Annotated in this window: 27 protein-coding genes and 3 tRNA genes; 10 read left to right on the top strand and 20 right to left on the bottom strand. The window is 57.9% G+C overall.

What is annotated here, in order from left to right; genetic code table 11:
• Nucleotides 1-114: 114 nt before the first annotated feature.
• The 11 genes from nuoF to PL640_RS05870 all read right to left on the bottom strand — a co-directional run bounded on the left by nuoF (nt 115) and on the right by PL640_RS05870 (nt 6,851).
• Nucleotides 115-1,419 carry an NADH-quinone oxidoreductase subunit NuoF gene (gene nuoF / locus PL640_RS05920; RefSeq protein WP_080817174.1) on the bottom strand — a complete coding sequence of 435 codons (1,305 nt, stop codon included), beginning with the start codon at nt 1,417-1,419 and terminating at the stop codon, nt 115-117.
• A gap of 10 nt (nt 1,420-1,429) precedes the next feature.
• On the bottom strand, nt 1,430-2,536 hold the full coding sequence (locus PL640_RS05915; protein WP_269710453.1) for an NADH-quinone oxidoreductase subunit E: 1,107 nt from the start codon (nt 2,534-2,536) through the stop codon (nt 1,430-1,432).
• 16 nt (nt 2,537-2,552) lie between these two features.
• The gene (locus PL640_RS05910; RefSeq protein WP_020012327.1) at nt 2,553-2,813 is read right to left on the bottom strand and encodes a hypothetical protein; all 261 of its coding nucleotides are present in this window, start codon (nt 2,811-2,813) and stop codon (nt 2,553-2,555) included.
• Nucleotides 2,813-4,003, bottom strand: coding sequence for an NADH-quinone oxidoreductase subunit D (locus PL640_RS05905; protein ID WP_020012326.1), 1,191 nt, complete (start codon nt 4,001-4,003; stop codon nt 2,813-2,815). The genes PL640_RS05910 and PL640_RS05905 overlap by 1 nt, the downstream gene beginning before the upstream one ends.
• 1 nt (nt 4,004) lies before the next feature.
• The gene (locus PL640_RS05900) at nt 4,005-4,433 is read right to left on the bottom strand and encodes a GFA family protein (protein ID WP_269698065.1); all 429 of its coding nucleotides are present in this window, start codon (nt 4,431-4,433) and stop codon (nt 4,005-4,007) included.
• Nucleotides 4,430-5,032: an NADH-quinone oxidoreductase subunit C gene (locus tag PL640_RS05895; protein ID WP_046800314.1), complete on the bottom strand. Its 603-nt coding sequence runs from the start codon at nt 5,030-5,032 to the stop codon at nt 4,430-4,432. The genes PL640_RS05900 and PL640_RS05895 overlap by 4 nt, the downstream gene beginning before the upstream one ends.
• A 20-nt stretch (nt 5,033-5,052) precedes the next feature.
• Nucleotides 5,053-5,637: a NuoB/complex I 20 kDa subunit family protein gene (locus tag PL640_RS05890; protein WP_003496467.1), complete on the bottom strand. Its 585-nt coding sequence runs from the start codon at nt 5,635-5,637 to the stop codon at nt 5,053-5,055.
• Nucleotides 5,628-5,993 carry an NADH-quinone oxidoreductase subunit A gene (locus PL640_RS05885; RefSeq protein WP_046800315.1) on the bottom strand — a complete coding sequence of 122 codons (366 nt, stop codon included), beginning with the start codon at nt 5,991-5,993 and terminating at the stop codon, nt 5,628-5,630. Before PL640_RS05885 ends, PL640_RS05890 begins: the two co-directional genes overlap by 10 nt.
• 436 nt (nt 5,994-6,429) lie before the next feature.
• Nucleotides 6,430-6,506, bottom strand: a tRNA-Asp gene (locus PL640_RS05880).
• Between the two features lie 42 nt (nt 6,507-6,548).
• Nucleotides 6,549-6,625: transfer RNA gene (locus PL640_RS05875), tRNA-Asp, on the bottom strand.
• 88 nt (nt 6,626-6,713) lie between these two features.
• A complete protein-coding gene (locus PL640_RS05870; RefSeq protein WP_271361081.1) occupies nt 6,714-6,851 on the bottom strand; it encodes a hypothetical protein in 138 nt (45 codons plus the stop codon).
• Nucleotides 6,852-7,070: 219 nt separating this feature from the next.
• Here PL640_RS05870 and PL640_RS05865 point away from each other — a divergent pair.
• Nucleotides 7,071-7,146 (top strand) — tRNA-Val (locus tag PL640_RS05865).
• A 323-nt stretch (nt 7,147-7,469) separates the two neighbouring features.
• Nucleotides 7,470-7,592, top strand: a complete 123-nt coding sequence (locus PL640_RS05860; protein WP_269698071.1) for a hypothetical protein — start codon at nt 7,470-7,472, stop codon at nt 7,590-7,592.
• A gap of 202 nt (nt 7,593-7,794) precedes the next feature.
• Here the strand turns inward: PL640_RS05860 and PL640_RS05855 are convergent, their stop codons facing one another.
• The 6 genes from PL640_RS05855 to clpP all read right to left on the bottom strand — a co-directional run bounded on the left by PL640_RS05855 (nt 7,795) and on the right by clpP (nt 16,475).
• Entirely contained in the window at nt 7,795-9,993 is a 2,199-nt protein-coding gene (locus PL640_RS05855) for an esterase-like activity of phytase family protein (RefSeq protein WP_271361080.1), read from the bottom strand.
• A gap of 349 nt (nt 9,994-10,342) precedes the next feature.
• Nucleotides 10,343-10,618 carry a DNA-binding protein HupB gene (gene hupB, locus PL640_RS05850; protein WP_003496481.1) on the bottom strand — a complete coding sequence of 92 codons (276 nt, stop codon included), beginning with the start codon at nt 10,616-10,618 and terminating at the stop codon, nt 10,343-10,345.
• Nucleotides 10,619-10,906: 288 nt separating this feature from the next.
• Nucleotides 10,907-13,324: an endopeptidase La gene (lon, locus tag PL640_RS05845; RefSeq protein ID WP_142839604.1), complete on the bottom strand. Its 2,418-nt coding sequence runs from the start codon at nt 13,322-13,324 to the stop codon at nt 10,907-10,909.
• Nucleotides 13,325-13,706: 382 nt separating this feature from the next.
• Entirely contained in the window at nt 13,707-14,075 is a 369-nt protein-coding gene (locus tag PL640_RS05840; RefSeq protein ID WP_271361079.1) for a VOC family protein, read from the bottom strand.
• Nucleotides 14,076-14,272: 197 nt separating this feature from the next.
• Nucleotides 14,273-15,550 (bottom strand): ATP-dependent Clp protease ATP-binding subunit ClpX, encoded by a 1,278-nt coding sequence (gene clpX / locus PL640_RS05835; RefSeq protein WP_003521528.1) that lies wholly within the window; start codon nt 15,548-15,550, stop codon nt 14,273-14,275.
• A 292-nt stretch (nt 15,551-15,842) separates the two neighbouring features.
• Nucleotides 15,843-16,475 carry an ATP-dependent Clp endopeptidase proteolytic subunit ClpP gene (gene clpP / locus PL640_RS05830; RefSeq protein WP_046800320.1) on the bottom strand — a complete coding sequence of 211 codons (633 nt, stop codon included), beginning with the start codon at nt 16,473-16,475 and terminating at the stop codon, nt 15,843-15,845.
• Between the two features lie 454 nt (nt 16,476-16,929).
• Between clpP and PL640_RS05825 the strand changes: the two genes are divergently transcribed.
• The gene (locus PL640_RS05825; RefSeq protein WP_271361077.1) at nt 16,930-18,177 is read left to right on the top strand and encodes a GGDEF domain-containing protein; all 1,248 of its coding nucleotides are present in this window, start codon (nt 16,930-16,932) and stop codon (nt 18,175-18,177) included.
• An 89-nt stretch (nt 18,178-18,266) separates the two neighbouring features.
• Nucleotides 18,267-19,514 (top strand): cytochrome P450, encoded by a 1,248-nt coding sequence (locus PL640_RS05820; protein ID WP_271361076.1) that lies wholly within the window; start codon nt 18,267-18,269, stop codon nt 19,512-19,514.
• A 35-nt stretch (nt 19,515-19,549) separates the two neighbouring features.
• On the opposite strand, the gene PL640_RS05815 is transcribed toward PL640_RS05820, so the two are convergent.
• From PL640_RS05815 to PL640_RS05805, 3 genes are all read right to left on the bottom strand, one after another.
• On the bottom strand, nt 19,550-19,891 hold the full coding sequence (locus PL640_RS05815; protein WP_271361075.1) for a cupin domain-containing protein: 342 nt from the start codon (nt 19,889-19,891) through the stop codon (nt 19,550-19,552).
• A 14-nt stretch (nt 19,892-19,905) separates the two neighbouring features.
• A complete protein-coding gene (locus tag PL640_RS05810) occupies nt 19,906-21,189 on the bottom strand; it encodes an O-acetylhomoserine aminocarboxypropyltransferase (protein ID WP_271361074.1) in 1,284 nt (427 codons plus the stop codon).
• A 74-nt stretch (nt 21,190-21,263) separates the two neighbouring features.
• Nucleotides 21,264-21,698 (bottom strand): CoA-binding protein, encoded by a 435-nt coding sequence (locus tag PL640_RS05805; RefSeq protein ID WP_271361073.1) that lies wholly within the window; start codon nt 21,696-21,698, stop codon nt 21,264-21,266.
• 927 nt (nt 21,699-22,625) lie between these two features.
• Here PL640_RS05805 and PL640_RS05800 point away from each other — a divergent pair.
• From PL640_RS05800 to speB, 6 genes are all read left to right on the top strand, one after another.
• Nucleotides 22,626-23,462: an EamA family transporter gene (locus PL640_RS05800; protein WP_271361072.1), complete on the top strand. Its 837-nt coding sequence runs from the start codon at nt 22,626-22,628 to the stop codon at nt 23,460-23,462.
• 254 nt (nt 23,463-23,716) lie between these two features.
• The gene (gene rplM, locus PL640_RS05795; RefSeq protein ID WP_035242586.1) at nt 23,717-24,181 is read left to right on the top strand and encodes a 50S ribosomal protein L13; all 465 of its coding nucleotides are present in this window, start codon (nt 23,717-23,719) and stop codon (nt 24,179-24,181) included.
• 2 nt (nt 24,182-24,183) lie between these two features.
• A complete protein-coding gene (gene rpsI, locus PL640_RS05790) occupies nt 24,184-24,651 on the top strand; it encodes a 30S ribosomal protein S9 (RefSeq protein WP_271361071.1) in 468 nt (155 codons plus the stop codon).
• 117 nt (nt 24,652-24,768) lie between these two features.
• Complete coding sequence (locus PL640_RS05785) at nt 24,769-25,134, top strand: type II toxin-antitoxin system RelE/ParE family toxin (protein WP_271361070.1); 366 nt, start codon at nt 24,769-24,771, stop codon at nt 25,132-25,134.
• A complete protein-coding gene (locus tag PL640_RS05780; RefSeq protein WP_271361069.1) occupies nt 25,124-25,456 on the top strand; it encodes an XRE family transcriptional regulator in 333 nt (110 codons plus the stop codon). The genes PL640_RS05785 and PL640_RS05780 overlap by 11 nt, the downstream gene beginning before the upstream one ends.
• Nucleotides 25,456-26,409, top strand: coding sequence for an agmatinase (gene speB, locus PL640_RS05775; protein ID WP_271361068.1), 954 nt, complete (start codon nt 25,456-25,458; stop codon nt 26,407-26,409). Before PL640_RS05780 ends, speB begins: the two co-directional genes overlap by 1 nt.
• The last annotated feature ends 18 nt before the right edge of the window (nt 26,410-26,427 follow it).

Raw genomic sequence — 26,427 nt, 5'->3', positions numbered from 1 at the left:
GTCTCACACGGTCCGCAACAAATCCTTAATCGCGCCCGGCATCCGAAGGTTTGCCAGACGTTTCATGGTGCTGCGGGGCCGGAAATTTCCGGCTCCGCTCGAAGCCCTTGATGCTTATTCAGCGGCTTCCAGAACAGCGCCATCATCCATGGCCCTGTAGGTATATTGGTCGATGCGCTTTTCGATTTCCGGACGGAAATTGCGGATCAGCGCCTGTACCGGCCATGCGGCAGCGTCGCCGAGCGCACAGATGGTATGGCCTTCGATCTGCTTGGTCACTTCAAACAGCATGTCGATTTCGCGCTTCTGCGCGTTACCCTTGACCATGCGCTCCAGCACTCGCCACATCCAGCCGGTGCCTTCGCGGCACGGCGTGCACTGGCCGCAGCTTTCATGCTTGAAGAAGGCCGCGATGCGGGCAATCGCCTTGATGACGTCGGTGGACTTGTCCATGACGATCATGCCGCCGGTGCCGAAGGAAGACTTCACTTCGCGCATGCCGTCAAAGTCCATGATGGCGTCCTTCATGTCCTCACCGCGCACGATGGGGCAGGATGCGCCGCCGGGGATGACGCCGAGCAGATTGTCCCAGCCGCCGCGAATGCCACCGCAATGGTGTTCGATCAGCTCACGGAAGGACAGGCCCAGCGCATCTTCGAAGGTGCACGGACGCTCGACATGGCCTGACACCATGAACAGCTTGGTGCCGACATTGTTCGGACGGCCGATCCCCGAGAACCATGCAGCGCCACGGCGCAGAATGGTCGGCGCAACGGCGATCGATTCAACGTTGTTGACGGTCGTCGGGCAGCCGTAAAGACCCATATTGGCCGGGAACGGCGGCTTGAGGCGCGGCTGGCCCTTCTTGCCTTCAAGGCTTTCGAGCAGAGCCGTCTCTTCACCGCAGATATAGGCACCCGCGCCGTGATGGACGTAGATGTCGAAATCCCAGCCGTTCTTGTTGTTCTTGCCGAGCAGGCCGGCATCGTAGCACTCGTCGATGGCCGCCTGAAGCGCTTCACGCTCGCGCATATATTCGCCGCGCACGTAGATATAGGCGGTATGCGCGCCCATGGCGAAACCGGCGATCACGCAGCCTTCGATCAGCGTATGCGGATCGTTGCGCAGGATTTCGCGGTCCTTGCAGGTGCCGGGTTCGGATTCGTCGGCGTTAACGACGAGATAATGCGGACGGCCGTCATTTTCCTTCGGCATGAAGGACCATTTGAGACCCGTCGGGAAGCCAGCGCCACCGCGACCGCGAAGGCCGGAAGCCTTCATCTCGTTGATGATCCAGTCACGGCCCTTTTCGATGATCTGCTTGGTGCCATCCCAATGGCCGCGCGCTCTCACGCCCTTCAGGGACTTGTCCTTGAGGCCGTAGAGATTGGTAAAGATGCGATCCTGATCTTTTAACATGCTTCACCTCTTACCGCGGCTTCTTGCCGAAGACCCTGATATACTCGGCTTCGCCACCCTTGGCGAGCGCCTCGGCCTGCTTGATCCACTCGTCGCGTTCGATGCGGCCCTTGAAATTCAGATAACCGTCGACCCAGTCGCATTCGGCCTTTTTCCAGCCGGCGACCTGCGCAAAGGTGAAGATGCCGAGCTCGTGCAGCGTGCCTTCGATCTTCGGACCAACGCCGGAAATGAGCTTCAGGTCGTCAGGCGTCGCCGGGCGTTCGATGCCGGCCGGACGATCCTTGGAATCGAGCGACGGCTTTGCCGCCGCAGCCGTTCCGGAAGCTTCCTTTTCGACGGTCTTTACATTGGCTTCCGCAGCCTTCGGCTCATTGGCCGGCGTCTTCAGCTTCGGATCGGTTTCCGGCGCGTCCGTCTTCGGCTTGGCGGCATTGGACGGCGGAACCGGTGCGGCATCCGCAGGCACTTCGGCCGGCTTGTCGAGATTGGAACGGTCAGGCTTGATCTCTTCCGTCAGCGTCGTCAATCCACCGACTGGAACCGACTCGTGACGGTCGATCTGCGGGCCGGTCTTGACCGTGTCGCCCTTGCCCGCCTCGAACGTGTCGATGATTTCTTCCAGGCGCTCGGGCGTCAGGTCCTCATAGGCATCCTTGAAGATGATGACCATCGGCGCGTTGACGCAGGCGCCCTGACATTCCACCTCTTCCCAGGAGAGCGTGCCGCTCTCATTGGTGTGCAGCGGATCGTGATGGATCTTCTTGCGGCAGACATCCATCAGCGCTTCGGAACCGCGCAGCATGCAGGGCGTGGTGCCACAGACCTGAACGTGGGCGCGCGTGCCGACCGGCTTCAGCTGGAACTGGGTATAGAAGGTCGCCACTTCCATGACGCGGATATAGGCCATATCCAGCATGTCGGCGATCTTTTCGATGGCGGCGCGGGTAACCCAGCCGTCCTGCTCCTGCGCACGCATGAGCAGCGGGATAACAGCCGATTGCTGCCGTCCCTCGGGATATTTCTTGATCGTCTTTTCCGCCCACGCGGTATTATCCGCGTTGAAGGCAAACGCCACGGGCTGGAACTGATCTTCGGCTAGTCGACGAACGGACATACTTCCTCACGCCTTTTCAGTTTAACGTCTCACAACGCGATCTCGCCACCGTGACGAATTCGCAGGCGTAAGCCGCCTTGTCTTTTTGCATGAACACAATGAACTTGCTGCCATTGGGAACCGAGGCCTTGATCTCGTATCCCGACGACAGAAGCTGCTTGATGGTTGAACCGCCGCCGCTTGACAGCGACACGCCGCCCTCATCCGTCGCCGTCTGGGCGAGAACGGGGGCAGACATCGCAGCAAGAAGAGCCAATATGGCCAGCGGCAGACGCATCAGCGGTCGACCTCCCCGAACACGATGTCGAGGGAGCCGAGCACGGCTGTAACGTCGGCAAGCTGATGGCCCTTGCACAGGAAATCCATCGCCTGCAGATGCGCATAACCCGGGGCGCGGATCTTGCAGCGGTAAGGCTTGTTGGATCCATCGGCGACCACATAGACGCCGAACTCGCCCTTCGGCGCTTCGACGGCGGCGTAAACTTCGCCGGCGGGAACGTGGTAACCTTCGGTGTAAAGCTTGAAGTGGTGGATCAAAGCTTCCATCGACCGCTTCATCTCGCCGCGCTTGGGCGGTACTACCTTGCCGTCAAGCGAGGAGACAGGGCCGATGCGATGCTTGCCGGAGAGAAGATCAACGCACTGCTTCATGATCTTTACCGATTCGCGCATTTCCTGCATGCGGATCAGGTAGCGATCATAGCAATCACCGTTCTTGCCGACGGGGATGTCGAATTCCAGATCGGAATAGCACTCGTAAGGCTGCGAACGACGCAAATCCCAGGCAGCGCCCGAGCCACGCACCATCACGCCCGTGAAACCCCAGGCAAAGGCGTCTTCAAGCGAGACGACGCCGATATCGACGTTACGCTGCTTGTAGATGCGGTTGTCGGTCAACAGGCCTTCGATATTGTCGAGAACGGTGAGGAACGGATCGCACCACTTGCCGATGTCGTCGACCAGCTCCGGCGGCAGGTCCTGATGCACGCCGCCCGGACGAACGTAAGCCGAGTGCATGCGGGCGCCACAGGCGCGCTCATAGAACACCATCAGCTTTTCGCGCTCTTCGAAACCCCAGACCGGCGGCGTCATCGCGCCAACGTCCATGGCCTGCGTCGTGACGTTCATGATGTGCGACAGGATGCGGCCGATTTCCGAATAAAGCACGCGGATCAGCTGGCCGCGCATGGGGATTTCAAGGCCGAGCAGCTTTTCGACGGCGAGCGCGAAAGCGTGTTCCTGGTTCATCGGCGCGACGTAGTCGAGACGGTCGAAATAGGGAACTGCCTGCAGATAGGTCTTGGTCTCGATCAGCTTTTCGGTGCCGCGATGCAGAAGACCGATATGCGGATCGACACGCTCGACGATTTCGCCGTCCAGTTCCAGAACCAGACGCAGCACGCCGTGCGCGGACGGGTGTTCCGGACCGAAGTTGATCGTGAAATTGCGGACGTTATGCTCAGTCATTCTAGTGCTCCGCCGAGGTGATCATGGCGATGAATTCGGGGCCGGTCATGTTCTGCGTGGTTTCTGCGAAAGAATAGCTCGAAGGCTTTTCATCCGTGAAAATCTGCGACGCGAACGTGAAACTGGAAGGGTTGTCGAAAGCCTGCAGCGACACGGCCAGATGTTGGCCATCCTTGGAACGCCACATCAAGGTGCTGCCGCAATTCGTGCAGAAGCAACGCTCGCCCCATTCCGAGGAGGAAAAGACGCCAAGCTGTTCTTCGTTTTCAAAGGAAACGCCGGTGCATTCGACAGCCATGAACGCACCGCCGGACCAGCGGCGGCACATGGAGCAATGGCAAACGCCGAATTCGCGGGCGCCAATGCCGGCATTAAAGCCAACGGCGCCGCAAAGACATTGTCCATGCTCTGTCGCGGGGGCTTGGCTCATTGCTTGGCCTTTTCGTCACCCGGGAGAACATATTCGGTTCCTTCCCAAGGGGAAAGGAAGTCGAAGTTACGGAATTCCTGCTTCAGTTCGACCGGTTCATAAAGAACCCGCTTCAGAACGTCATCGTAACGCACTTCCACAAAGCCGGTAACCGGAAAATCCTTGCGCAGCGGATGGCCTTCAAAACCGTAATCCGTGAGGATGCGGCGCAGGTCCTTATGGCCCTCGAAAGGAATGCCATACATATCCCAGGCTTCGCGCTCGAACCATTCCGCGCCCATGTAGACGGAGGTCGATGAAGGAACGCCCTCGTCTTCCGCCACCTGCAGCTTGATGCGCACGCGCAGATTCTGGCGCGGCGACAGAAGATGGTAGACGACATCGAAACGCTTTTCGCGCTGCGGCCAGTCAACGCCGCAAATATCGATGATGTTGACGAAACCGCACTGCACGTCGTCGCGCAGGAAGGTCAAAAGCGCAATCACGCTTTCAGTTGTCGTGTTCAGCGTCAGCTCGCCATAGGCGATATCGGCAGATACCACGAGAGAACCGCGCGCTTCCTTAACGTAAGCAGCAAGATCGTTGAGAGCTTCGCTCATTATCTATCCGTCCTTTGCCCTTAGCGCTCGATCGTACCGGTACGCCGGATCTTCTTCTGCAGCAGAAGAACGCCGTAAAGCAGCGCTTCCGCCGTGGGGGGACAGCCCGGAACGTAAATATCCACCGGCACGACACGGTCGCAACCGCGCACCACGGCGTAGGAATAGTGGTAATAACCGCCGCCATTGGCGCAGGAGCCCATGGAAATGACGTAACGCGGCTCAGGCATCTGGTCATAGACCTTGCGCAGCGCCGGCGCCATCTTGTTGGTCAGTGTGCCGGCAACGATCATCACGTCAGACTGGCGCGGCGAAGCGCGCGGGGCGACACCGAAGCGCTCCATGTCATAACGCGGACCGGAAGCCTGCATCAGGCCTTCAACGGCGCAGCAGGCGAGACCGAACTGCATCCACATCAGGGAGCCGGTACGCGCCCAGGTGATCAGCTCGTCGGTCGAGGTAACGAGGAAGCCCTTGTCAGCCAGCTCGTCATTGATTTCCGTGAAGTAGGCATCGTTGCTGCCAACCGGCTTGCCGGTCGAGGGATCGATGATCCCCTTCGGCTGCGGCGCAACGAGCGTGCTGTTGTTCTGGCTCATGCCCATTCCAGCGCTCCCTTCTTCCACTCATAGATAAAGCCAATGGTGAGGACGCCAAGAAACACCATCATCGACCAGAAACCGAACCAGCCCATGTCACCGAAGGACACCGCCCACGGGAACAGGAAGGCCACTTCCAGATCGAAGATGATGAAGAGGATCGACACCAGGTAAAAGCGGATATCAAACTTCATGCGGGCGTCGTCGAAGGCATTGAAACCGCACTCGAAAGCGGAAAGCTTTTCCGGGTCCGGCGCCTTGTAAGCGACAGCAAACGGCGCAATGAGAAGCGCCAGGCCAATGACAAGAGCGATACCGATGAATATTGCGATCGGAATGTAGGAACTGAGGAGTTCAGTCATGGTCTCTTCCTTGCCCGGCCGGGTGCCGGACCTGCCTTTGCGACTGATAAGTCTCAAGGCGCACAAATATGTTGCAACGCCAAAGTGGTTAGCGCAGCCGCGCCCTCTCTGCAAGAGTTTAGGCACCATTTCAAGACACCTGCCGCATTGATTGGCAACAATATTGCCCGAATTGACGCAAATTTGGGCCACAATTCCGACCTAAGCCCCTCAAATACAATAATAATCGATTGAAGGACGCAACCGCAAAAAAGTCACACGAATTTTATGTCAAAAAGGCACCGAAGTGACGATTTTCAGAAATCGAAACTTGAGTGAAAAAAGCAGGAAAAATCGTGCTTGCGCGGGGCGGAATCAGGGGGTGAAAACGCCCATGCAAAGGCGCCTGGCTGGCGCTTCGGATGGCTTTTTCTGGGAGTCATTTCAGGAAGAGAAATGGCGCGAGTGACGGGGCTCGAACCCGCGACCTCCGGCGTGACAGGCCGGCACTCTAACCGACTGAGCTACACCCGCGCATCGCAGATATTCATCTGCGTTTATTTCCGAGGAACAGGATGGCGCGAGTGACGGGGCTCGAACCCGCGACCTCCGGCGTGACAGGCCGGCACTCTAACCAACTGAGCTACACCCGCATCTCCTGACGGACAGGACCTTGTCCCGCCGTACGAACCAGCCTCGGCTGTTCGTTGAGCGGCTAACTACGGCGTTCGTGCGGGGGTGTCAAGCAGGTTTCACGACAAAAGAATAAGCTTCTGCATTTTGATCGGGAAAAACTGAGAGGCCTATGACGGGCGCTGGCGCAAATGCCCTGTTCTGCAGGCTTTTCCCAACGAAAACAAAAAACTTGTCCACAGCCATGGGCGTCTCAGGCAAGATTTTCGCCTGTATCTGAAGGTCACTGCGGATTCGTTTTTACCGGAAAGCCCGCAGTTCCCGGCTTTTCGACGCCAACCTTCGATGAAGGGAAAAGCTGTCGGCAAAAAAAACAAAAAAACTTCACAAAAGCCCTTGCGGTTTTTTTCCGATCCGAATACATCACGGCCACCGACGCGGCGGACATGATCCGAGACACGCGAAGGGCGATTAGCTCAGTTGGTAGAGCGCCTCGTTTACACCGAGGATGTCGGGAGTTCGAGTCTCTCATCGCCCACCATTTCCAAGCCTATCAAATTTTTGAGCTTGAAGCCGAATGTCAATCGGATGCGATTTCTATTTTCCGTAAATTCTTCGCAGAGGGAATCGCCCCCTGCCCCACTCATCAATGGATGTCGGGGCTGCGTTTCAGTCGGATGGAATCGTCTTGCGATTTTTCCCATGCCAAATCGGTACTGCTGTTTCAGATTCCGACAGCTTCTCCCAGTCCCTGTATCACCCCGCAACATACCGAAAAATAAGCAGATTCAGACTTTTTAAACAGATTTCGGGCATTGTTTTCGAGCCGTTTCATGATGAACGGTAGAAATAATGGATGAAACCATGATCGACGCGTTTGTAACACTCGCGCTTATTGCGCTGCCTGTTTATATTTTCTTCCGTTGGGTCCAGCAGGACTCGGAAAAAAGCGATACTCCGAAAAGCAAGAACTCCATGGGGCGGTGATCCTTTATCATCGGTCCGCAGCTTTTCCCCCCAATAGCCCCCGACAAGTCTCTCTCTGAGCCATCCCCGACGCGACAATGCCAGTCTTGACGGCCTGCGCTGCGACACGCCGTGCAAACTGCGCCACCGCACCGGGGCCTTCAGCGACAAAAAAAGCCGGGCTGTGCCCGGCTTTTCTCATGTGCGAAGCCGATCGGTACGATCAGTTGATCGCCTTCATATCAACCTTGAAGAACAGCGTCTCACCGGAAGAATCGTCCACGCCGTCATTGTCGGTCACGGCATAGGCCGTTCCGGCCTTGTCGAAGGTGAAGCCTTCCAGCTTGTCGACGACGTAACCATTGGTCTGCGCCTTCAGGTCAGGCAGAAAGTCATGCGCTTCCTGCTTGGCCACCAGCGGCAGCTCGCCACCGATCTTGCCCGGCTTCAGATCTGCGATCGCCACGCGGTAGAGCTTCTTGATCTTGGCCTTGTCGCCGATCTGGTTGTCACGCTCGACGATATAGACATATTCGCCCTGAGCAGTGATTTCAGAAAGACCGATCCAGCCTGCCTCGGTCTTGTCGAGCGGGTAACGCACGGCGCCCCATTCCTTGGACTTAGGATTATAGGAGACGAGCTTGACGAAGCCCTTCTCGTCCGTACCCCATTCGCGCTGCACAGCCATCCACAGCGTCGCGTCGTCGCCCTTGCCGATCATGGTCACGCCTTCGAAACCGAAGCGGGTGTCGCCGGCAAGCAGTTCCTTCGGCAGGGCGATCTCAGCCTTGATTTCACCCTTGGCATTGACGTTGTAGAGCGCGTGCGGGACGAGCTTGGCGCTGTCGCCTTCCGAGGCCAGCCAGAAGCCGCCCTTGCCGTCCAGCGTGATACCTTCGATATCGAGTTTCTGGGCAGCGATACCGTCACGCTTGATGCGCAGCACGCTGGTGATGGTTGCGGGCTTCTTCGTTGCGTCGATGGTGTAGATCGACGGCTGGTTGCCATAAACCGAGTCGGAAACGGCATAAAGAATGCCGGGCTTCTCGGCATCGCCGACCAGGCCCGAAAGAGCGCCCCAGCCGATCGGTGCACCGTCGACAGTGGCGGAAACCAGCTGCGGATAGGCTGCTTCGCCTTCAGCGCGCTCATAGATCATGACGTGCGAGCGAACGCCGCCGTCTTCGACCAGATCCACCTCGTTCGCCGTAACAAGAAGATTACGCGACGGGATGGCGACTGCGCCTTCCGGTGAAACGCCCGACGGCAGGAGCTGCGTCAGTTCCGGCTCCTTGCCGGTGTCCTTGTAGACAGCGACGACGGAGGCGCGCTCGGCAAGCACGAAGAAATATTTCTGATCGCCGAATGTTGCCGCTTCCAGACCTTCCGGCTCGATGCCCTTGGCCTTGGAGCGCTTTTCCGGATAGTGGCCAATAGCCGCAACCGCATGCTCGAGCGAAGCGCCAGCTTCATAGAGAAGCTTGCCGGTCTTGTCGAAGATGGTGAAGCCGCGCGATCCGCCCTGCCAGTCACCTTCATTGGCGATGACGATACGGTCATTGTCCAGCCACTTCACGGCATCCGGCTCGCGCTTGCGGCCTTCCTGCTTGTCGGTGAACTTCAGCTGGCCGTCCGACTTCGTGTCGATGCCTTCGAGGTCAACCGTGCCGGCGGAGAAATGCGTCTTCACCGTGCCGGTCTTGCCGTCGATGATAACGATATGGTTGTTTTCCTGCAGCGTGAGCGCGATTTCGCCATTGGCGTTGATCGAAACAAATTCCGGCTCCGGATCTTCCGGGGCGATTTCGGCCAGACCGGTGAGCTCGATCTTCTTCAGCGTCGCACAATCGGCAACGCCGTTCTTCAGGCCAACCGTCACCAGATAACCGGCGGGCATCTGCGGCAGGGCGCCTTCGTTCACCTCTTCGTCGCGCTCGTTCTCGATTGCGATGGCGGCAAAGGTCTTGTCCGGAGAGACGGCAACCGAATCGGGCTGGCCGCCGAGATCACAGCTTGCCTCGATCTTCTTGGTAGCGATATCGACCGTTACCAGCTTGCCTGACGGCTTGACGAAGCTTTCAGAGGTGTTGACGCCGGCGAGAACCTTGAGGCCAGCAACGGCGACCGAAGTCGGCTCGCCCTCAAGCAGCAGCGCACCGCCGGCCTTCGGGGCCTTGGCATCGGTGATGTCGATGAAGCCGATGCCACCAAGCGGGCTGTCCGAATAGATCAGCGTCTTGCCATCTTCGCTGGCGGTGACGATTTCAGCCGACGTGACGGACTTGGCGTCCTTGTCTGCGGGCAGGTTTTTCGCCACCGGGAAAGATGCGATGCGGTTGAAAACCGGCTCGGCAGCGGCCGGGAAAGCTGCGGATGTCAGCAGCGCAGCAGTCAAGGCGATATGAGAAAATCGGAACGCCATTATAATCCCCCTTGGGTCCAGAAATACCCCATGGCTTCTGCGTCAAAGACATGACAGTGGGATGACATTTCCTGTCGGGAGAATCAAAAAGCCCGGCCATGAAGGCCGGGCTTTCGTGTTTATGCGCATCGTGTATCGAAACGCCGTGTGTCCGGATGGGAAGCTACACAGCCACGCATCGACACTTTCAATCCACACCATACTGGCTGAGAGACTGGCCTGTCCGAAAGAGACTTCCGAAAGGCTGCCCTCTTATGCCTGGTGGTGGTGTGAGCGCGTCAAAACATGCTTCCTCGTGAACCTGAAAAACCGTATGCCCGCCGCCGGGCATCACGGCCTTCCGGAAACCTTACGAGTTAACAGCGTCCTTCAGGCCCTTGCCTGCGGAAAACTTCGGTACGTTGCGAGCCGGGATATCGACTTCAGCACCCGTGGAAGGGTTACGACCCTTGGAGGCTTCACGGCGGCTAACGGAGAAGCTGCCGAAGCCAGCGAGGCGGATGTCGCCACCGCTCTTCAGTTCGTTCTGTACGGTTTCGAATACGGCATCAACAGCGGAAGCAGCATCTGCCTTCGTGAGACCAGCCTTTTCGGCAACAGCAGAGACGAGCTCGTTCTTGTTCATGTTTCCACCCCTTTCAATGGTTTGAAACGACTAAAATTAAGCCGGCGCAGAATACATTCGCATCCGCGCGCAGCAACTCAAAAGCGCTGGAATCGCCTGAAAAACAAGGGGTCTACGGGTTTTTTCACAAAAAAGGCCGACATTTCTGCCGGCCTTCCCCATATTCGTGCCAATTTGGCATCACTTGCGCGGGCCGAAGCACCGTAGCTGTCTTCCGATACCTAACACATTGATTCTATGCATCGCGCTTTGCGAAAACCGATTCCGGCCTCAGCGCCAATGCATGTATCAATGCGCGATCGTCTGACCACCGTCGTCGACGCCTTCAACCGTCGCGATCACAGGCGTCTCGATGCTGCCGTCCCACTCGATGGGCTCCGGCTTGCGAAGCAGCGCATGTTCGATGACCTCGCCCATGCGCGAAACCGGGATGATTTCCATCTCGTTCTTCACATTGTCCGGAATCTCCGCCAGATCCTTGGCGTTTTCTTCCGGGATCAGCACCTTCTTGATGCCGCCGCGCAATGCCGCAAGCAGCTTTTCCTTCAGGCCGCCGATCGGCAGCACGCGACCACGCAGCGTGATCTCGCCCGTCATCGCCACATCCTTCGAAACCGGAATACCGGTCATGATGGAGACGATGGCGGTGGCCATGGCAACACCGGCGGACGGTCCATCCTTCGGGGTCGCACCTTCGGGAACGTGAACGTGGATGTCGCTCTTGTCGAAGCGCGGCGGCTCGATGCCGAAGTCCACGGCGCGCGAACGGACATAAGATGCCGCCGCCGAAATGGATTCCTTCATCACTTCCTTGAGGTTGCCGGTAACCGTCATGCGGCCCTTGCCCGGCATCATCACGCCTTCGATGGTGAGCAGCTCACCGCCGACTTCCGTCCAGGCAAGACCGGTGACGACACCGACCTGATCCTCACGCTCGGCCTCGCCGTGGCGGAACCGCGGAACGCCCAGATAATCCGGAACGTTGGCAGCGGTAACCTCGACGGACTTGACCTTGCCCTTGATGATCTCGGTGACAGCCTTACGCGCCAGCTTCATCAGCTCGCGTTCGAAGCTGCGCACGCCCGCCTCACGGGTGTACTGCTGGATGACGATCATCAGAGCGTCATCGGTAACCGAGAACTCTTCCGGACGCAGGGCATGTTCCTTTATCGCCTTCGGCAACAGGTGACGCTTGGCGATTTCGCGCTTCTCGTCTTCCGTATAACCGGCAATGCGGATCACTTCCATACGGTCCATCAGCGGGCCTGGAATGTTCAGCGTGTTGGCCGTGGTCACGAACATCACGTCGGACAGGTCATATTCCACTTCAAGGTAGTGATCCATGAAGGTGGAGTTCTGTTCCGGATCGAGAACCTCCAGCAGTGCGGATGACGGGTCGCCACGGAAATCCATGCCCATCTTGTCGATTTCGTCGAGCAGGAACAGCGGGTTCGCCTTCTTGGCCTTCTTCATCGACTGGACGATCTTGCCCGGCATGGAGCCGATATAGGTGCGGCGGTGACCGCGGATTTCCGCCTCGTCACGCACGCCGCCAAGCGCCATGCGCACATATTCGCGGCCGGTTGCCTTGGCGATCGACTTGGCGAGCGAGGTCTTGCCGACGCCGGGAGGACCAACGAGGCACAGGATGGGTCCGCGAATCTTGGTAGCACGCGCCTGTACGGCCAGATATTCGACGATGCGTTCCTTGACCTTGTCCAGACCGAAATGATCCTGATCGAGGATCGTCTCGGCGCTGTTGAGGTCGGTCTTGACCTTCGACTTCTTGCCCCAGGGCAGGCTCAACAGCCAGTCCAGATAGTTGCGCACGACGGTCGCTTCCGCGGACATCGGGCTCATCTGGCGAAGCTTCTTCATTTCCGCCTCGGCCTTTTCCTTGGCCTCCTTGGAAAGCTTGGTCTTGGCGATGCGCTCTTCCAGCTCGGCCATCTCGTCACGGCCATCTTCGCCGTCGCCAAGTTCCTTCTGGATCGCCTTCATCTGTTCGTTCAGATAATATTCGCGCTGGGTCTTTTCCATCTGGCGCTTGACGCGCGAGCGGATGCGCTTCTCGACCTGAAGAACAGAAATCTCGCCTTCCATGAAGCCGAGCGCCTTTTCAAGCCGCTGCTTCACGCTGACGGTTTCCAGCATTTCCTGCTTTTCGGTGATCTTGATCGACAGGTGCGAAGCGACCGTATCGGCAAGCTTCGAATAATCGTCGATCTGACCGGCAGCGCCGACAACCTCGGGCGAAATCTTCTTGTTGAGTTTCACATAGCTCTCGAATTCCGAAACAACGGAACGCGACAGCGCCTCGATCTCGACCGGGTCTTCCGCGGGCTCCTGCAACGGCGTCGCGGAGGCTTCGTAAAAATCCTCACGGCCGGTGTATTCGTCGATCTGGGCGCGGCCCTTGCCTTCCACCAGCACCTTCACGGTACCGTCCGGCAGCTTCAGAAGCTGGAGAACGTTGGCGACGGTGCCGACCTTGTGGATGGCATCCGGCGTCGGATCGTCATCGCTGGCATTGATCTGGGTGACGAGCATGATCTGCTTGTCCGAACCCATGACCTCTTCGAGCGCACGAATGGATTTTTCCCGCCCGACGAACAGGGGAACGATCATATGCGGGAAAACGACAATGTCGCGCAGGGGAAGTACCGGATAGGTACCGCCAGATGCCGCAGACGTGATGTTCGTCATATCATTTCCTTTCCATGGTCCCTTTCGGGACACTTTGCCGAACGTCTTGGGGGCGTCCGGCATATTCATTTCTCGAGACTGAAAGTGGAGTTTCGAAACACCGATTTCAAGTCGCCGGAAGAGACGGCCCCGCGCACCGGCAGAACCGTGAAATTCAACAAAACCCAGCGCCGGCTATTACTCCCGACATTTCCGGTTATCCCAAGGGATCAGGAACCGGGTCGCCGACGGCAATTCACATTTCCGTCACATCGCGCTGCAAATCAGTTGTAAGACTTTATCAGCAAAGCGCAATCCGCTCCAAACGCAAAATGGCAGACGAAGCTTTCCTCCACCTGATTGTCGGGATGCAAGGCAGGGATGCCTCAAGCGGCGAAGAGCGTTACGACATATCCTCGGCCATCGGTCCGCGAACGCCGATACAGTTGCCCCAGGGGTCACGGAACTGGCACATCCAGAGTTCCTGATCGATTTTCATCGGGCCGCGATAAAGAACAGCGCCCGCGTCCCGCAGATGCGCGAGTGACCGGCCGAAATCATCCGTCCACCAATAGACGACAGACCCTGCCGCCCCGCTTGAAACCTTCTCATCAGCGGGAACGATTTCCAGCTGAATATCGCCGATCCGCAGGTACTCGAAGCCGGAGGGAAGGCTGACCGATGCAACCGCCTCCGGAAACGCTTTCCCGTACCAAAGCAATCCTTCGGCGGGATCGGACACGTGAATGAGGATTGCGGTTACAGGATTCATCAGGATACCCGATATTTCAGGGGCACATCCGCTTCTCCATGAAAAGCGAAGACGCGTCGCCTCCAAGTTTCTACTTATTATTCAGGTACAAGGCGCTTACGCCATCCCCGCAAATGCTTCGAATGCCGGGCAGGGATCGCACAAAGAAAAGCCCCCCGCAGCCGTTGCTGCGAGGGGCTTTATTCTTCTGGAACCGATCAGGCCGAAACGTTGGTCTTTTCTTCCTGGCGATCCGCGTAGATGTAGAGCGGACGGGCGACACCGCTGACGACGTCGTTGGAGATCACCACTTCGCGAACGCCTTCCAGCGTCGGCAGTTCGAACATGGTATCCAGCAGGATCTTTTCCATGATCGAACGCAGGCCGCGGGCACCGGTCTTGCGGGTGATCGCCTTGCGGGCAATCTCGCGCAGGGCGTCCTCGTGGAAGGTCAGCTCCACATCTTCCATCTCGAACAGGCGCTGATACTGCTTGACGAGCGCGTTCTTCGGCTCAGACAGGATCTGGATCAGCGCATCTTCATCAAGGTCTTCCAGCGTTGCCAGAACGGGCAGACGGCCGATGAATTCCGGGATGAGACCGAACTTCACCAGATCTTCCGGCTCCAGCTCGCGCAGCACCTCGCCCACACGGCGATCGTCTTCCGCCTTGACGGTCGCACCGAAGCCGATCGAGGTCTTTTCACCACGGGCCGAGATGATCTTGTCGAGGCCGGCAAACGCGCCGCCGCAGATGAACAGGATGTTGGTCGTATCCACCTGCAGGAATTCCTGCTGCGGATGCTTGCGGCCGCCCTGCGGCGGAACGGAAGCGACCGTGCCTTCCATGATCTTCAGAAGCGCCTGCTGGACGCCCTCGCCCGACACGTCGCGGGTGATGGACGGGTTGTCCGACTTGCGGGAAATCTTGTCGACTTCGTCGATATAGACGATGCCGCGCTGGGCGCGCTCGACATTGTAATCCGCAGCCTGCAACAGCTTCAGGATGATGTTTTCCACGTCCTCGCCGACATAACCGGCTTCGGTCAGCGTCGTTGCGTCCGCCATGGTGAAGGGAACGTCGATGATGCGAGCGAGCGTCTGGGCAAGATAGGTCTTGCCGCAACCCGTCGGACCGACGAGCATGATGTTCGACTTCGCCAGCTCGACATCGCCGTTCTTGGAGGCGTGCGCGAGGCGCTTGTAATGGTTGTGAACGGCCACCGACAGGATTTTCTTCGCCTGCTTCTGACCGATGACATATTCGTCGAGAATCTTGATGATGTCCTGCGGGGTGGGAACACCCTCGCGAGACTTCACCATAGACGTCTTGTTCTCCTCGCGGATGATGTCCATGCACAATTCGACGCATTCATCGCAGATGAATACTGTCGGCCCGGCAATGAGTTTCCGGACTTCGTGCTGGCTCTTGCCGCAGAATGAACAATAGAGTGTATTTTTAGAGTCGCCGCCGTTGCTGCCGCTGACTTTGCTCATATCTCTTTCCTTCCAGCACGCCGCAGGTCCGCCAAACGGATCGCGGTCAACTTACCGCCCGCAGATACGGCTCGCCTTGGGGTGCATTGCCGTATCCGCCTCGTTTCCCGGGGTACTAGCCGTGTCAGATACAGGAGCTGACAACCGGCTGCAACGAATTCCCCATCAAACCAAAGGCCACGTCATAAAAATTCAACACAGCCTTAATATATACTAATATCGCTTTCTGTTGCGGTTGAAAGCCCCGAAATTACTTTTGCGGGATCAAACAAACGTCAAAAAGCGGCGCGCCTCAATTCGCGGCGGCGCCTTCCATTTCCTGGCGCGAGGTGAGGATCTTGTCGATCACACCCCAATTCTGCGCTTCGTCCGCATCCATGAAGTGGTCGCGATCAAGGGTTTTTTCAACCTCTTCGAGCGTGCGGCCGGTGTGCTTCACGTAGACTTCATTGAGACGACGCTTCATCTTGATGATGTCACGGGCGTGACGCTCGATATCCGATGCCTGTCCCTGGAAACCGCCGGAAGGCTGGTGCACCATGATGCGGGCGTTCGGGGTTGCAAAGCGCATTCCCTTCTCACCGGCGGCCAGAAGCAGCGAACCCATCGATGCGGCCTGGCCAACGCAGAGCGTCGAGACCGCAGGGCGGATGAACTGCATCGTATCGTAGATCGCCATGCCGGCGGTTACGACGCCACCTGGCGAATTGATGTAAAGCGCGATTTCCTTCTTCGGGTTTTCAGCCTCGAGGAAAAGCAGCTGCGCGCAGACGAGCGAAGCCATCTGGTCTTCCACCGGACCGGTGAGGAAAATGATGCGTTCCTTGAGAAGACGGGAAAATATGTCATAGGAGCGTTCGCCGCGATTGGTCTGCTCTACGACCATCGGCACCAGAGCCATGGCGGTATCAACTGGATTTTTCATGTCCGTCCTTTGTCAACTCTGCCCTTCGCGGAAAGCCGCTCCGGAATCACTTCTAACCTTCATTCTCCCTACATAGAGTGTCCCTGCCCCGTACTTCAAGACACGAAGCCGCATATCCTTAACGGCTCAACAGCGATTACAGGCGTTTGAAGCCTCTGACGGCAACGGCTTGAAACCATCGGGCGCGTCTGGAACCGGGTGCCCTTGCCGGCATTATTTTCCATCGAAGTGAGCCGCAAATGCAAAAACCCGTGGCCATGCACAGATATAACTTCTCACCGGCAAGAACTCGTTAGGGATTTACTGCTGATACTGCGCGGCGAATTTCCGGTTTCCGTCAGGAAGCGGGCGCCCCATTCGGGCGAAATGGCATCTCAACAATTCCGGCGGGCATTGCGCACATCGTGCCGCAAATCCCGCTTTCACGGCATGATAGCGCAGATAGGATTTTGCAATGCTGGATGCAAAAACGGGCATGCTGCTTTGGGCGTCGGAGACGTTCACCCTTGCCGTCCTTTTGGGAACCCTGTGGCTGCACCGCCCTGCCCGCCAGCACAATCTCTATTTCGCCGCCGGTTTCCTTTCGACCGGCATCGGCGCCATTCTTGTCGCCATGCGCGGCGACATTCCCAACTATCTGTCGATTGACGTCGGCAATACGCTGGCGCTTTCAGCTTTCGGTTTCTGGCTGGCCGGCCTCCTCTCCTTCGAACAGCGCAAGCTTGCCGGCTGGATCGCCATTCCCGCGCTTTTGTGGGTGGCCGGCATGCTCATCCCGCCGGTGCGGGACAGCATGGTTTCGCGTATCCTGCTTTACCATGCCTGTGCCGCCGTCGCTTATTTCATGCTGGCCGGCGTCGTTGTGGCAAACAGGAGCCAAGCATCGCTCAGCCGCAAGGTTCTTGCCGCTATTTTCATTTTGCAGGCCTTTTTCGGCGCCATCATCGCATCGGTCATCATTCCCGGTGACATCACGTCCCCCAGTGCCGTCGCGCTGACGTCGCCGCTCGCCTTTTCAGGCATTCTCGGCTTCACCGTCATCATCATGATCAGCGCCAAGATCATCATGGAAGATTCGGAAGCCCGCCTGCACCGGCTGGCGATGACCGACCACCTCACCGGCGTCCTCAACCGGCGCGGTCTTCTCGAGGAGTTCGAGCGCATCAAGAAGCGGTCGCCGGCTTCCAGCCGTTATGTGGCGCTGGTGCTGTTCGACATCGACCATTTCAAGAAAATCAACGACAAATATGGCCACCAGTCCGGCGATGCGGTGCTCGTGCACTTTTGCAACATGGCGCAACGCGTCATTGGCGATCGCGGCCTGTTCGTCAGAATGGGCGGCGAAGAATTCGCGCTGGTCGCCGAAGTCGAAAGCCCGTCCAGCACGGTGACGCTGGCGGAAGCCATCCGCAGCAATCTGCGTCTTTCCAAGATCAGTTCACGCGGCGAAGGTATTGAAGTCACCACTAGCGTCGGCATATCCGAAGCCATGATCAAGGATGCCGACCTGAGCGTGATGATGACGGAAGCCGACCGTGCGCTCTATGCAGCGAAAAAAGCCGGCCGCAACAGGACCGTCATCCACGTCAATTCGGCCAATGTCGTCGTCCCCTCCCCGGACCGGGACGAAAATCCGATGGACAACAATGCCGACCGACAGGTTGCGGCGCTGAACCGCATATCGGCCATCGCCAGCCGGTGACATGATGCCAATGCGATGACAGGCGGAAAAACAGGCAGCGGTTTTTCCCCACTCTTTCCAAAGCACACGACGCGGACTAAACCTTGAGCATGACAGCGACATTTCCCTTCCTCACCATCGACCCCACCACGCGCCGCGTTTCACTTGATGCCCGCGACCCGGCCTTCTATAATGATCCGAACCCGGTCTATGCGGCGCTTCACGCGCAATGTCCCACCTTTTACTGGGAAGAGCAGCGGCAGTGGTTCTTCACCGAATATGACCATGTCAGCGCGCTTTTACGTGACCGTCGTTTCGGCAGACAGATCCTGCATGTGGCCAGCCGTGAGGAAATCGGTCTCGCCGAACCACTCGAACATGTGAAGCACTTCGATGCCGCCGAGCAACATTCGTTGCTGGAACTGGAGCCGCCGGAACATACGCGGCTGCGCACGCTCATCAACCGCGCCTTCGTTTCGCGGCATGTCGACAAGATGAAGCCGGAAATCGAGGAACTCGCCAACCGCCTGATTGACGCCTTCGAAGCCGATGGCAAGACGGAACTGCTCTCAACCTATGCCGATATCATTCCGGTGACGATGATTGCCCGCATGATCGGCATTCCCGAAGAAATGGGGCCGCAGCTTCTGAAATGGTCACATGCCTATGTCGGCATGTACATGTTCAAACGCACTGCCGAGGACGAGCTTCTTGCCGACAAGGCAGCCAGGGAGTTTTCGGATTACGTGCGCAGCGTGATCGCGGAACGGCGGGCGGAACCGCAAGACGATCTCTTGAGCCATATGATCCACACGGAGCATAAGGGCCAGTACCTGACCGATGACGAGCTGATTTCCACCACCATCGTGCTGCTGAACGCCGGACACGAGGCGACCGTGCACCAGATCGGCAATTCCGTGCGCATCATTCTGGAAAGCGGCATCTCGCCTGACACCCTGTTCAGCGACGAGACGACCACGGAACGCACGATTGAAGAGACGCTGCGTATCTGCGCGCCAGTCCATATTTTCCAGCGCTGGGTGCTGGAACCGGTCGAGATCGACGGTGTGACGTTCAAACGCGGCGACAAGGTCAGCCTCATTCTGGCCGCGGCCAATCTCGACCCAGCAAAATTCTCCAACCCTCTGGCCTTCAAGCCGGACCGGAACGAGGGCGCCAACGTCTCATTCGGCGCCGGCATCCATTTCTGCATCGGTGCGCCGCTGGCAAGGCTTGAGCTTAATCTTGCCCTGCCGCTGCTGTTCAGACGCCTGCCGGGTCTCAGGATTGCCCAGCCGCCGAAGGTCAAGGACGTCTATCATTTCCATGGTCTGGAGCGGCTTGATCTGGCGTGGTGAGATGTGGCTGAGGTCTCCGCAGAGATCATCCGGCCTCAAAGCCGGATGACGTAATCCTTCCTTGTCGTTTCAACGACCTCCCAGGTGCCCGTGAAGCCGGGCTGCAGGACGAGCCGGTCGCCCCGCTTCAGGTGGCGCGGCGCGCCGCCATCTTCCGTCAGGATGGAGTGGCCGTCGAGAATGTTGAAATATTCCCATTCATCATAGACCACCCGCCATTTGCCCGGCGTGGATTGCCAGATGCCGGCATAGATGCCGCCTGGCGCTTCCTCCAGATTCCACGTGGTGAATCTGGGATCGCCGGAAATCAACCGTTCCGGCGCAGGCGCGCCATGCTCCGCTTCGACCGAAACATCAAATGTCAGCAAGTTCGTCATGGCGGGCCGCCCTCTCAGATTTTCGCAAGCGATTGTTCAAGATCGGCGATGATGTCCTTGACGTCCTCGATACCGATGGAAAGACGCACCACATCCGGTCCGGCGCCGGCCGCCGTCTGCTGTTCCGGTGTCAGCTGCGCATGGGTGGTGGAGGCCGGATGGATGACGAGCGAGCGCGTATCGCCGATATTGGCGAGATGGGAGAAAAGCTGCAGCCCTTCCACCAGCGCCTTGCCAGCGGCATAACCGCCCTTGACGCCGAAGGTGAAGACGGAGCCTGCCCCCTTTGGCGAATACTGCTGCTGGATGGCATAGTTATCGCTGTCCTCCAGCCCGGCATAATGCACCCAGCCAACTTTCGGATGCGCCTTCAGCCATTTGGCGACGGCGAGCGCATTGTCGGAATGGCGTTGAACGCGCAGCGGCAGGGTTTCGATGCCGGTGAGGATGAGGAAGGCGTTGAAGGGCGAGATGGCCGGGCCGAGATCGCGCAGGCCAAGGACACGGCAGGCGATTGCGAAGGCGAAATTACCGAAGGTCTGGTGCAACACGACGCCCGAATATTCCGGCCGGGGTTGCGACAGCGCCGGATATCTGTCCGTCACCGACCAGTCGAAGGTGCCGCCATCGACGATGATGCCGCCCATGGAATTGCCGTGGCCACCGAGAAATTTCGTCAGTGAATGCAGCACGATATCCGCGCCGTGTTCCAGCGGTCGCAGCAGATAGGGGCTCGCCATGGTGTTGTCGACGATCAGCGGCAGGCCGTGGCGGTGGGCGACATCGGCAATTGCAGCGATGTCCACGAAGGTGCCACCGGGATTGGCGAGGCTTTCGATGAAGATGGCGCGGGTTCGGTCATCGATCTGCGCCTCGAAACTGGCCGGATCGGTCGCATCGGCCCAGCGTACCTGCCAGTCGAAACCCTTGAAGGCGTGGCCGAACTGGTTGATGGAGCCGCCATAAAGCTGGCGGGCGGCAACGAAATTGTCGCCGTGCTGCAAAAGCGTGTGGAAGACCAGCAATTGCGCGGCGTGGCCGGATGCGACCGCGAGCGCCGCCGTGCCACCTTCAAGCGCTGCGACACGCTCCTCCAGAACCGCCTGGGTGGGGTTCATGATGCGGGTATAGATATTGCCGAATTCCTTCAGCCCGAACAGCGCGGCGGCATGATCGGCATCACGGAAAGCGTAAGCGGTCGTCTGATAAATGGGCGTCGCGCGTGCGCCGGTGGTTGGATCTGGCTGTGCGCCCGCGTGGACGGCCAGTGTTGAAAAACCGGGATTGCTGCTCGACATGATATTTCCTCCACATACAATTTTGGAGGGATCATAATGCCTTGCGGCGAAATGATAAGTCCGATCTGTACCAACTATCGCACAATATTGAGACGCGGATACTCAATTGCGGGGCAACGGTCCATCACCACGTTCATGCCATAGGCTTCGGCCTTGGCGGCGGCATTGTCATCGCGCACGGATAACTGGCCCCAGATCACTTTCGGGCGCTGCGGCAGCAATATCGCCTCCTCGACGATCGCTGAGAGATATTCGGGCGCCCTGAAGACATCAACCATGTCCACGGGTTCAGGAATATCGGAAAGCCGGGCATAAACTTTCTGCCCCAGTATCTCCTTGCCCGCCTGGCCGGGATTGACCGGAAACACCCGGTAACCCTTCGACAATAAAAAACGCATGACGCCATGGCTCGGCCGGTCCGGATTGGGTGAGGCGCCAAGCAGGGCGATGGTCCTGACATCGGTCAGGATTTTTCGGAGATAGTCCGGTTCATAAGTATCATGCTGCATGTCAACTTGTTCCTTTGGCGCATCTCGCAGTTTGAGCGATGCTGGCAGGCACCCTTCTGAGAAATCAGCGCGAGTATCGCGTTTCCTGCATAAATCCGCAGCTACATTTGCACGCCACCGGCGCTTGCTTTTGTTCTCTGCTTTTAATGCCATTTAGGACACGTCATCGCATTCTTGAACCCCTGCCCGGTCTAAAACCCGTGAAATCGGCCCTTTCTTGGCTCGATATGAGGCAATTTCATTCACGCAAAATGATTTCACGAAACCACCCAGCATAAGCTGGTATTGAGTATTTTCATCCAGTTTCCAAAATAACCCATATGCGGGGGAACACTGGCTCAAACAACATTAGCGTGCATTTTATGCGCCATTCGTCTCCTGTTTGTTTTCATTCCGTTCACCGATGAATTAGACTTGACTAATTTTCAGAAAGTTATTCTGTAAATCAATCTATCTGCAAAACTACAACGTTTCAGCTTGTGATTTTACATGGATATGAAATTCATTTTCAGAACAATGAAAGAAACTGGCATTGGGATTGATGCCCTTATCCGCGCTGCCAGAAATGCGAATTAAACGCCAATATCAGCTTAAATAGCCCTGATTTTTAGAAAAACAGGCAAGCGCCAGCGTGATCCGAGCCTTGCATCCGGAGCCAGCATGCCAGTTCCTCGGATGAAATCATGGGCAAAGCGGCATTGCCCCCGAAGCAGGAGATATCGTGACATGCACAAATCTGAAATTTGACGCATGTCATAATCGGCGAAAGGATCGAATATTCGCACGGACGATCAGACGAAACCCGCACTCGTTTTTAAATGATCACAAAGCGCCCATGGCACCTCACGGCCTCCATCGAAATTGGATTTCGGTCGCCAATCCCCATGCTATAGGTTTGGCAAAGTAGCCCGCGAGCGAGTCTCTATTGTGACAATCGACATTCTTCTTCTGGTTCTTCTGGGTGCAATCCTGCATGCCGGATGGAATGCACTGGTCAAATCGGGATCCGACAAGTCACTTGACGCCTCGCTGATTGCCGCCGGGGCTGCGGCCTGCTCCTTGCCGTTCCTGCCCTTTCTGCCTTTTCCGGCGCCGGTGGCCATTCCTTTTCTGATCGCCTCGGCGTTTCTGCAATTTGCCTATTTTCGCCTTGTTGCTGCCGCCTATACGATCGGCGATATCGGCCTCGTTTATCCCGTCATGCGCGGTGTGGCGCCCCTGATCGTCGCGGCGACGAGCAGCCTTTTCCTGAGCGAGGTCCTGAGTCCGCTGGCGCTTGCCGGCATAGCCATCATTTCCGGCGGCATCCTGACGCTCGCCTTCGAGGCGCGGCGCGGCGGCGGGAAAGCGATCATCCTTGCGCTCATCAATGCCTTCGTCATCGCCTCCTACACCTTCGTCGACGGCGTCGGCGCAAGGCTTTCGGGCAACGCCATCTCCTATACGCTGTGGATGTCGCTGCTGCCGCCCGTGCTGCTTTTCGGTTTCGCCTTTTACCAACGCGGCGTGAGCGCTGTTGCAGCGCATGTGCGGCGCAACTGGTGGCGCGGCCTGATCGGCGGCGGCGGCTCCATCTTCTCTTACGGACTGGCGCTCTATGCCATGACCAAGGCCCCCGTCGCGGTCGTCGCCGCACTTCGGGAAACCTCCATCCTGTTTGCGCTTGTCATCTCCGTCGTGATCCTGAAAGAACGCGCCAGCATCTGGCGTTATCTCGCCGGCGGCATCATAGCAGCAGGCGTTCTGGTCATGAGACTGGGCTAAAACAGGCCGATTTTATGGGGTAAAATATTACCACACCAATAAACTATTGTTTTTGCTTGGTTATTTTTAAGGCCTTCAAAAAACGTCATATTGACGCATTCCCCGGCGCACCGTATAAGCGCGCCAGATCGGATTCCAGCCGGAATAGGGTCATTTGCGGTTAGCCTCAGGGCAACCAAACCAAGCAACAAGAAACGCCCGTATGCTCTTATTCAATCAAGAGGATGACGGGTCCACATTAGAAAGTGAAATTCATGTCTACTTTCGTTCAGAAGCCTGCTGAGGTGGAGAAGAAGTGGGTCATCATCGACGCCGAAGGCCTCGTTGTTGGTCGCCTCGCCACCATCGTTGCAACCCGCCTGCGCGGCAAGCACAAGGCCACCTACACCCCCCACGTCGATGATGGCGACAATGTCATCGTTATCAACGCGGAAAAGATTGCCTTCACCGGCAACAAGTACTCCGACAAGAAGTACTACTGGCACACCGGTCACCCGGGTGGCATCAAGGAGCGCACCGCTCGCCAGATCATCGAAGGCCGCTTCCCGGAGCGCGTCGTTGAAAAGGCCATCGAGCGCATGATCCCGCGCGGCCCGCTCGGCCGTCGCCAGATGAAGAACCTGCGCGTTTACGCCGGCTCGAACCATCCGCACGAAGCACAGCAGCCCACCGTTCTCGACGTGGCCGCGCTTAACAAGAAGAACGTAAGGAGCGCCTGATAATGGCCGATCTTTCCTCTCTGAAAGACCTCGCCCCGGCATCGGAAGCTTCGGCTCCCGTGCACGTCCGCAAGGTTGATACCCTCGGCCGCTCCTACGCGACCGGCAAGCGCAAGAACGCCGTAGCCCGCGTATGGGTGAAGGCCGGTTCTGGCAAGATCATCATCAACGGCCGCGATTTCTCCGCGTATTTCGCACGTCCGGTTCTGCAGATGATCCTCCAGCAGCCGCTGGTCGCCGCTGCCCGCGCAGGTCAGTTCGACATCATCGCCACCGTTGCCGGTGGTGGTCTGTCCGGTCAGGCCGGTGCCGTTCGTCACGGTCTGTCCAAGGCCCTCACCTACTTCGAACCGGGCCTGCGCTCCGTTCTGAAGAAGGGTGGCTTCCTGACCCGCGACAGCCGCGTCGTCGAGCGTAAGAAGTACGGTAAGGCCAAGGCCCGCCGTTCGTTCCAGTTCTCCAAGCGCTAATCGCTTCTACGAACGGTTCGTTCAGAACTTCGAAAGGCGGGACTTCGGTTCCGCCTTTTTTTATTTTGGTGACCGGCCGCATCTTGAATTATTCCCTCAAGGGAATAATATTGCCGTATGAGCTATGTTGTCGAGTATACAGATGAATTCGGAGCATGGTGGGAAACGCTTGGGGAAAGCGAGCACATCAGCATCGACGCTTATGTTCGGAAACTGGAGGAGCGCGGTCCTCGCCTGCCGTTTCCTTATTCGAGCGGCATTCATGGATCACGGCATGCGCATATGCGGGAATTACGTATCCAGAGCGGAGGAAAACCGCTGCGGATATTTTACGCCTTCGATCCGCGCCGAATGGCAATCCTGCTGATCGGTGGCGACAAGACGGGTGACAAACGGTTCTATGATCGCATGATACCGATTGCCGATACACTTTATGACGAGCATCTGACGGAGCTTGAAAAGGAGAAGCACCATGAGCGGTAGGCACAGTTTCGCACAGTTGCGCGACCGAATGTCGGATGATGCACGTATGAAGTCAAAAGCCGAAGCCCATCGTCTGGAAGAGGAAATGGATCTTGCGGATGTTCGCAGGGCACTGAAGCTTTCACAGGACGAAATAGCGCAGGCGTTGGATATTGGCCAAAGCTCGGTCGCCAAGCTGGAAAAACGGGCCGATATGTATGTCGGAACGCTGCGCCGGTTTATCGAGGCGATGGGCGGCGAACTGGAAATCGTCGCCCGCTTTGACGGCCGCGCGATCAAAATTCGCAACTTTGCCGATCTTGCTGAAAAGGCGGAAAAATAATGGCTGGCAAAACCATCGACCATGCCTTTACCGCAACCACGCTGACATCGGCCGCCACCGACCCGACCCATGCGGGCGTGCTCTCCTTCATGCGGCGCAAATATACCAAGACCCTCAAGGGCGTCTCGACGGCGATCTGGGGTATCCCCTTCGATGCGGCGACGTCCAACCGGCCGGGTGCACGCTTCGGGCCGCAGGCCATCCGCCGGGCCTCGGCGATTTTCGATAACGATCCGCAATATCCCTTCGCGCGCGATCCCTTCGCCCATATGCCGACCGTCGATTATGGCGACTGCCTGCTTGACTACGGCAACCACTGGAAGACGCCTGATACGATCGAGAAGGAAGCTCGCAGCATCATCTCCAAGACGGATTATCTGCTGACGCTCGGCGGCGACCACTTCATTACCTGGCCGCTTTTGAAGGCGCATGTGGCCAAGCATGGGCCGTTGGCGCTGGTGCAGTTCGATGCGCATCAGGACACATGGTTCGACGATGGCAAACGCATCGACCACGGCTCCTTCGTGGCCCGCGCCGTGCGTGACGGCCTGATCGATGCGGACCGCTCGATCCAGATCGGCATTCGTACCCATGCCCCTGACGATTTCGGCATCCGCATTCTCCACGGCTACGAGGTGGAGGAGATGCGGGCGAGCGACATCGCCTCGCTGATCGTCAAGCATACGGGCGGCATGCCGGCCTATCTGACCTTTGACATCGATTGCCTTGACCCGGCCTTCGCGCCCGGAACCGGCACGCCTGTGGCCGGCGGACCGACCAGCGCCAAGATTCTCTCGGTTCTGCGCGGCCTTGGCCAGCTTGATATTCGCGGGTCCGATGTGGTGGAGGTGGCACCCGCTTACGATCATGCGGATATTACCGCCATTGCCGGAGCCACCGTTGCAATGTATATGCTTGGCCTGCGTGCCGAACGGCTGGCCAAGGCCGGCTGACACAAAAACGGCACCTAC

It is taken from the genome of Agrobacterium sp. ST15.16.024 (genome assembly GCF_027956545.1).
GTDB classification, from domain to species: domain Bacteria; phylum Pseudomonadota; class Alphaproteobacteria; order Rhizobiales; family Rhizobiaceae; genus Agrobacterium; species Agrobacterium cucumeris.
This window is presented reverse-complemented; position numbering and strand designations above follow the sequence as displayed.